At 65.0% G+C, this 6153-nt stretch carries 7 protein-coding genes; 4 read left to right on the plus strand and 3 right to left on the minus strand.

Annotation, left to right across the window (positions count from 1 at the left end):
* Positions 1–399: 399 nt before the first annotated feature.
* The 4 genes from WA702_RS07465 to WA702_RS07480 all read left to right on the plus strand — a co-directional run bounded on the left by WA702_RS07465 (position 400) and on the right by WA702_RS07480 (position 3810).
* Positions 400–1284: a hypothetical protein gene (locus WA702_RS07465; protein WP_425109890.1), complete on the plus strand. Its 885-nt coding sequence runs from the start codon at positions 400–402 to the stop codon at positions 1282–1284.
* Between the two features lie 241 nt (positions 1285–1525).
* Positions 1526–2359, plus strand: coding sequence for an HD domain-containing protein (locus WA702_RS07470; protein ID WP_425109891.1), 834 nt, complete (start codon positions 1526–1528; stop codon positions 2357–2359).
* Between the two features lie 150 nt (positions 2360–2509).
* Complete coding sequence (locus tag WA702_RS07475) at positions 2510–3652, plus strand: PepSY-associated TM helix domain-containing protein (protein ID WP_425109892.1); 1143 nt, start codon at positions 2510–2512, stop codon at positions 3650–3652.
* Positions 3649–3810, plus strand: a complete 162-nt coding sequence (locus tag WA702_RS07480; RefSeq protein ID WP_425109893.1) for a hypothetical protein — start codon at positions 3649–3651, stop codon at positions 3808–3810. Before WA702_RS07475 ends, WA702_RS07480 begins: the two co-directional genes overlap by 4 nt.
* Here WA702_RS07480 and WA702_RS07485 read toward each other — a convergent pair.
* The 3 genes from WA702_RS07485 to WA702_RS07495 all read right to left on the minus strand — a co-directional run bounded on the left by WA702_RS07485 (position 3776) and on the right by WA702_RS07495 (position 5828).
* Positions 3776–4228 (minus strand): hypothetical protein, encoded by a 453-nt coding sequence (locus tag WA702_RS07485; protein ID WP_425109894.1) that lies wholly within the window; start codon positions 4226–4228, stop codon positions 3776–3778. The two genes, WA702_RS07480 and WA702_RS07485, sit on opposite strands and share 35 nt — an antisense overlap.
* A 90-nt stretch (positions 4229–4318) precedes the next feature.
* Positions 4319–5440: an alpha/beta fold hydrolase gene (locus WA702_RS07490; RefSeq protein WP_425109895.1), complete on the minus strand. Its 1122-nt coding sequence runs from the start codon at positions 5438–5440 to the stop codon at positions 4319–4321.
* A 181-nt stretch (positions 5441–5621) separates the two neighbouring features.
* On the minus strand, positions 5622–5828 hold the full coding sequence (locus WA702_RS07495) for a hypothetical protein (RefSeq protein ID WP_425109896.1): 207 nt from the start codon (positions 5826–5828) through the stop codon (positions 5622–5624).
* Positions 5829–6153: the final 325 nt, after the last annotated feature.

The raw sequence follows: 6153 nt of genomic DNA on the forward strand, positions 1-6153 counted from the left end.
ATCCACTCCATCGCGCGCCAGATGCTGGAGCAGATCGGCCCTGGTGCCATCGCGCGGGCTTCGGAAAAGGCGCAGGCCTGTGACAGCCATGGCGAAGCCGACGAGGCCAAGGAGTGGCGGCACATCGCCGATGCCATGAAGATGATGCGCGGCCCGCATCAGAGCTGACATATTGATCTGACCGGTTCAATGCGTCGGGCCGGCACGCCATGGACAGGCGTGCGGGCCCGAACCCGTCCAGGATGCGCAACCATCCAAGGGCTGGCAAAGAGGCGGGCTGGCGAAAGGCGGGCAGTGGACGCTTGTCAGCGCATCCTAGTTTCCGACCCAATTTTCCAGCATGAATCGAGGGACATGATTCGGCCGCGGATTCGCCGTGCGTCGGCAGGGGACAGTGCCATGGCCTTTTTCAAGCGCGAACTCAGCCCGGTCGAGATCTTCGAACGCGCGCTGAAGGACAAGCAGGCGGCCCGTCGCAAGCTGGACGACCGGCTGCGTGTGGCCGAACAGGCGCTGGACGAACGGCGAAACGCTGCCGAGACCCTGGCGAAAGCGGGCGCGACCAATTTGCAGCTCGACCGCACGGAAGCCAAGATGCGGCAGGTCGAGGACAAGGCGAAAGCCCTGCGTGCTGCGCTGGCCGAATGCGACGAGCAGATCGTGCTGGCCGAACGGGGGCTCGGCGAGGCCGTGGCGCAGCGCGACCGTGACAAGGCGGCCAATGAGATCGAGGCAGTTGCGTCCGCGATCGAGCGGGCGGTGCCGGGTTTCGAGATCGGCGCCGCCGCGCTGGTCGACGCGGTGACACGCAGCAAGCCGGTGATGTCGGAGGCCACCCGTTTCGGCGGGGATGTCGACGAGATCAGGCGCGAGGTGCTGGCGATGGCGGAGCTGATCTGCTGGGAATTGCGTTCGGCGGCCGTGCGCACCCGTGCCGGCAACGCCAATATCGCGCTGCTGGCGCCGCCCGAGATGAAGCAGCTGCCGGCGCCCGAGACCGACCGGCAGATGGTCTACACGCTAAGCCCGCTGACCTGGCGCGAGGGCGAGGATGCCAGGCGGGCTGCAGCCTTCACCATGGTCGCGCTGCCGAAGGGCCTGCTGCCCGCGGCACTGCAGCACCAGCATGTCGACTACCTCAACGCCAGGCGCGTGCAGACGCTGATGCATGTCCATGGCGGTGGTCAGCTCCAGGTCGAGCCTGACGCCGACGATCCTGCGCTGGTCGATCTCGACGCATTGACGGGAGAGGCGCAGGACAGTCCGCAGGCCGATGTCGCCTGAGGACCTCGCCCGAGGCCGACGAATACCTTCCGTGGACAAGACCATCCGCGCCGGCCGATGTCGCCGCGTCCGCCGGCGCCTGTCCTAACGCACGCAATGCGACCCCCGCTCCTGCGTAGTTGATCACGCACAGGGTCCGGCCTGTGGCCGAGCTCGCCGAGTTCGGTTATGCTGCACGCTCAACGGCACAGCATCAGTGCTCGGAGTCAGCGCGGCAGTTCGACTGAAGCGGGGCAGCACCATGATGACCTTACCGGAGCTCGCGGCGAATGCCCTGGAGGAATTCCTCGGCTCCTATATGCGTCGCCGTTTTGGATCGTTGCAGTCGCGGCTTGCCGAGCTGGTGCCCGCCACAGCCCGGGTCGCGCTCGAATGCATCGGCAATAGCGATGCGCTCTACCACAACGTCGAGCATACGCTGCTGGTGACCTTGGCTGCGCACGAGATCCTGCGCGGCCGCGCGCTGCATGTTCATGTGACGCCGAACGATTATGCCCATGTCATCATCGCCTGCCTGCTGCACGACATCGGCTATGTCCGCGGTCTGTTCGAGAACGAGGATGACGAATTCGTCGTCGACGATGCCGACCAGAAGGTGGTGCTGCCGCGCGGCGCCTCGGATGCCGGGCTGATGCCGTATCACGTCGACCGCTCGAAGCTGTTTGTCATGCGGCGGATCGTCAACATGGAGCCGCTCGACAAGGAGCGCATCGCGCGCGCGATCGAGGGCACGCGCTTTCCGCCGCTGCCGGGCCAGCAGTTCGACGAGGAGCAGTCGATCGTGCGCGCCGCCGACTTCATCGGCCAACTCGGCGACCCCAACTACATCCGCAAGGCCAACGCGCTCTATTACGAGTTCGAGGAGGTCGGCATCAACCGGCAGCTCGGCTACGACTCGCCAGCCGACATCGTCAACCGCTATCCGCAGTTCTATTGGCAGAGCGTCTCACCGCACATCCAGACCGAGATCCGCTATCTCAACATGACCTCGACCGGACGGCAGTGGATTGCCAATCTATACGCCAATATCTTCCGCGCCGAGCGCGATATCTCGCTGTCGGGACCGCAGACCTGATCCGGCGCTGACGACGGAACTGGTCCCGCGGCATGCCGCCGCAGATGCCGGTGCATCGCGCGTCATTAGACCGATTCAAAGTCTCCCGTTGCCTCCTCGCCGCGCGCTGATGCTAAGCAGCGTACGGTGACGGGCAGGAGACGGGCTGCGGTGACGGCGAGGGCAGTGCGGATCTGGCGGTGGGTGCATCAGTGGACGAGTTTGATCTCGACAATCTTCCTGCTGCTGCTGTGCCTGACCGGGCTGCCGCTGATCTTCCATCACGAGATCGACGGCTGGCTCGGCTATGCGCCGCAGGCGCGCTCGGCGCCCGCCGACGGCCATAGGGCCACCCTCGACGCGATCGGCCGCGCCGCGTTCACCCGCGAGCCCGGCAAGGTGCTGCAATATCTGGCCTGGGACAAGGACCCGCCGGGCCTGGTCACGGCTTACGTCAACGGCGCCGCGGGCGGTTTGCCTGACGAAGCCGTGGTCACGGCGTTCGACGCCTATGATGCGCATGCGGCGGGGCCGGTCGGCGCCGGGCCGATGCTGGCGCTGTTGAAGCTGCATACCGACATGTATCTGGGCTTGCCCGGCAAGCTGTTTCTCGGCGCCATGGGGCTGTTGTTCCTGATCGCGATCGCCTCCGGCATCGTGCTGTACTGGCCGTTCACGCGGCGGCTCGATTTCGGCACCTTGCGGCGCCAATCATCGCGGCGGGTGCAATGGCTCGATTGGCACAATCTGCTGGGCATCACGACCCTGGTCTGGGCCATCGTGGTCGGTGCCACCGGCGCCATCAACACTTTGGCGGAGCCGATGCTGAACCAATGGCGTGCGACCGAGCTCGCCGCCATGGTCAGCCGCTATGCCGGCGCGCCGCCGCCGTCGCAACTCGCCTCGCTCGACAAGGTGGTGGCGGAGGCGGTGAAAGCCGCGCCGGGCATGGAGGTCGCCTTCATCGCCTTTCCAGGAACGCCGTTCTCCTCGTCGCATCATTTCGCAGCCTTCATGCGCGGCGACCGGCCGCTGACCTCGCGGCTGCTCAAGCCGGTGCTGCTCGACGGCGCAAGCGGCGAGGTCACCGACACCCGCGAGCTGCCGCTCTATCTGAAGGCGCTGTTCGTGTCGCAGCCGCTGCATTTCGGCGACTACGCCGGGCAGCCGCTGAAGATCATCTGGGCCGTCCTCGATATCATCACCATCGTCGTGCTTGGCGGCGGCCTCTATCTGTGGGCCGCGCGGACGCTGCGGTGGCGGCCGCGCACGCGCGAAAGCATCGGCCAGCGCTCCGTCGAGGAGGCGGCATGACCCGGGTGTTTGCAGCGCCGCTTGCGCTGGCGGCGCTCAGCGCGTTCGGTCTCGTCGCGGCATTCGCCTTCGACGAGTCCGGGCGCGTGATGTGCTGGCTCGGCGTCGGTGCGCCGGTCGCCGTTATTGCTTGGTCGGCTCTGCGGCTGCGGCGCTAGGCGGGGTCGCCGTTGCAGGTGCCGCGCTGGTGCGGATGAAGCCGGCCAGCCGCTTCGGCTGGTCCGCGCACCAGGCCTTCATGCCGACATTGCGCTGGTCATGGTCGGTGATCTGGGTCGCCAGTGCGACCTCGGCCATTAGGGTGTCGTCCTGTTTCTCACCCATCTTGCCGCCGGTGTGCAGATAGGCGATGGCCTTGCGCACCTGCTCCGTGGTGCCGTCGGGCATGTGCATGTCCTGCGCCCGCTGCACGAGGTCCTGATAAACCAGATTGGTGCCGGGGCACTCGACCTTGGCCGCGAAAGCCTGCAGTACCATCGTGACGTAGGTCGAGCGCGGCTCGGCCTGGCCCGATGCGGCCTTGGCCGGCATCGCCGCCGCAACCAGCAACGCGGCCATTGTCAGAACATAACGCATCCTTGGAACCTCCCTCAAACCTCTCGTTTCGTGTGAGGCTAGCGCCCGCAAGCGCTCTCGGCAACGGGCAAGCGCCATGATTTTGGGCTATCACCGCGGCCCGGCGCTCGGCGGATGCGCGAACCGGCGCACGTGGGTCACAAGCTCGGTCAGAAACCGATCGGGTCGATCGAATGGAATGAAATGGTCGCCGCCGTGGATCGAAATGAATTCCTTATGCGGCGCGACGATTTGTTCGAAATATCGTTCTGCCGGCTCGCTCGGGGTGATGTCGTCCTTATCACCCTCGATGAGGATCATCGGTAACGGAAATTCGAACCCCAATGACGCCAGATCGTGTTGAAACATCGGGCCCTCGCGCCCGCGCAAATACTTTGCCGAGAACGCCATCCCCTTGCTCCAGTTGTACCAGTCGAGCAAAGAGAAATCCGGCATGAACACGGGCGGGATGGGAGCCACCAGCTCGAAGCTGTCAGCCGACGGAAGCGCCAACGCCTTGCTCCATTTTTCCGCCGCAAGCCGATTTGCGTCATTCAGTACCGGCCGCGACGCGATCGGCGACAGCTCGGCCAGAGCCGCGGCGTTGCTTGTAGCCAGCGCCGATGCTTGCAGATGCGCTATCTTGATTTCGAAGCTCTTCTCGAAGGTTGCTCTACCAACGACCTGTCCGGTGCCGACATAGGCGTAAAACATATCAGGACGTTGCTTGACGATGTTCACTCCGAGGAAAGAGCCCCAGGAATGCCCGACGAGGATGATCTTGTCCTTGTGCAGATGGGTTCGCAGATATTCCGCAAGCTCGATGCCATCGCGGGTCATCTGCTCCAACGTCATGGTTGGCGCAATCGCGTCTCCCGTCGCACCGTAGGTGCGGCCGGTGCCGCGCTGATCCCACTGAACGATAGTGAAGTATGTCTCCCAGGGGCGCCAGCCTGACGAGATGGGCAGGGTTGAGCTACCCGGGCCGCCATGTACGAACAGCAGAACCGGATTATTCCGGTCCTCACCGCGGATCTGGACCCATTGCTTGATGCCGCCGATGTCGACGAACCCCGCCTCCTGCACCCCGTTGGCGGAATGGATCGCGAGGACTCCCGCTGCGATATGCTGGCGGTAGGCACGAAAGCCCAGGCCGACGCAAGCCAGCGCCACCAGCAGCGCGGTCGTACCCAGAATGGCAAGCCCTATGCGTTTGGCGATCCTGCGCGGCATCTGGGTTCGCCGTGGTCCGCGTCAATATGAGATGAAGGTGCGCCGATTGTGGACTTCGTGTCGGCGCCGGTCGAAACAAGCGGCGTGGCTGCTCACGTTGCGTCTCGATCTTTCGGTCGGCGCTCGCCACGTTGTCGCGGCGCGACGCCAGACCCGTCCGGACGTTCGCGCGTCGTGCCGCTCACTTGTTGAGCCGACGCTCCTGCTCCTTGAGCAGGAGATCGAGCTCGTCGCTCTGCTGCGCCAGCCGCTCGGAGTTACGTTCCTCGTCGGCCGCGCCGGACTGCGAGGCGGCCTGCTCGGTGATCTGGCGGATGTTATCGCGCAGCACTGCGATGCGGTTGGACAATTCCGAGGTGGAGAAGGAGGTTGGATCGGTCAAGCTCATGGACTCCTCACCAATAGGCCCTGCAAGGCAGACCAGCCTCACACAGCGCGCCATCGTAACGCGGAAATCCGCCGTCTCACAATCATCCGATGGTTAGACCAGAGCCTTTTCCGTTCCGATCGAATCGGAACGGGCTCTTTGTTTTGACGCGTTTCTTGACGCGAACCGGTACCCGCTTCGCTCGAACGCTCTAGCGTACCGGCAGGGGCGGCCGCACCACGGACTCGCCCGGATCGGACGAGACCTGTGACGGCGCCGACTGCAGCGGCATCGGAGCCGGCGGGGTCGCTGCGACCGGCTGCGCGGGTGGTGAATAGACCGGGCG

Origin of the sequence: Bradyrhizobium sp., assembly GCF_049798375.1 — a bacterium.
Classification (GTDB): Bacteria; Pseudomonadota; Alphaproteobacteria; order Rhizobiales; family Xanthobacteraceae; genus Bradyrhizobium.

Coding starts and splice junctions, on each gene's coding strand:
- WA702_RS07465 (WP_425109890.1), top strand. CDS start 400: ATGGCCTTTTTCAAGCGCGAACTCAGCCCGGTCGAGATCTTCGAACGC.
- WA702_RS07480 (WP_425109893.1), top strand. CDS start 3,649: ATGACCCGGGTGTTTGCAGCGCCGCTTGCGCTGGCGGCGCTCAGCGCG.
- WA702_RS07495 (WP_425109896.1), bottom strand. CDS start 5,828: ATGAGCTTGACCGATCCAACCTCCTTCTCCACCTCGGAATTGTCCAAC.
- WA702_RS07485 (WP_425109894.1), bottom strand. CDS start 4,228: ATGCGTTATGTTCTGACAATGGCCGCGTTGCTGGTTGCGGCGGCGATG.
- WA702_RS07470 (WP_425109891.1), top strand. CDS start 1,526: ATGATGACCTTACCGGAGCTCGCGGCGAATGCCCTGGAGGAATTCCTC.
- WA702_RS07490 (WP_425109895.1), bottom strand. CDS start 5,440: ATGCCGCGCAGGATCGCCAAACGCATAGGGCTTGCCATTCTGGGTACG.